Annotated in this window: 1 protein-coding gene; it reads right to left on the bottom strand. The window is 72.7% G+C overall.

The genetic code is table 11. From position 1 onward, the window contains the following. A partial coding sequence (locus ABEA26_RS36210) for an SDR family NAD(P)-dependent oxidoreductase (protein ID WP_345598344.1) occupies positions 1–587 on the bottom strand: 587 nt, incomplete at both ends.

The following is a 587-nucleotide window of genomic DNA, read 5'->3' as shown; positions in this document are numbered from 1 at the left end:
CCGGCGGTGTGGACGACGGAGCGGACCGGCGTACCGGCCTGGCGGAGTCCTTCCACCAGCCCGGCCAGCGCTTCCCGGTCGCTCACGTCACACGCAGCCACCTCCACCGCCGCACCCAACGCCTCCAGCTCGGCCACCAACTCGACCGCACCCGGAGCCCCCAGACCACGACGGCTCGTCAACACCAACCGCTCCGCACCATGACCAGCCGCCCAGCGAGCCACATGCGCACCCAGCGCACCCGTCCCACCCGTCACCAAAACCGTGCCCCGCGGCGACCAACCACCCGACCCCGCACGACCACCGCCCGGCGCCCGCTCCAGACGCCGCCCATACACACCCGAGGCACGTACGGCGAGCTGATCCTCACCGGCAGAACCCGTGCCCGTGACCGTCCCCGTACCGGCCAGTGCGGCACAGACACGGCTCACCGCCCGCTCGTCCAGCGTCTCGGGCAGATCGATCAACCCACCCCACCGGCCCGGGTGCTCCAGCGCGGCGACCCGACCCAGACCCCACACCTGAGCCTGCACCGCATCCACCGCACCATCGGAACGGCCCACCGACACCGCACCCCGCGTCACGCA

It is taken from the genome of Streptomyces marokkonensis (assembly GCF_039539045.1).
Classification (GTDB): Bacteria; Actinomycetota; Actinomycetes; order Streptomycetales; family Streptomycetaceae; genus Streptomyces; species Streptomyces marokkonensis.
This window is presented reverse-complemented; position numbering and strand designations above follow the sequence as displayed.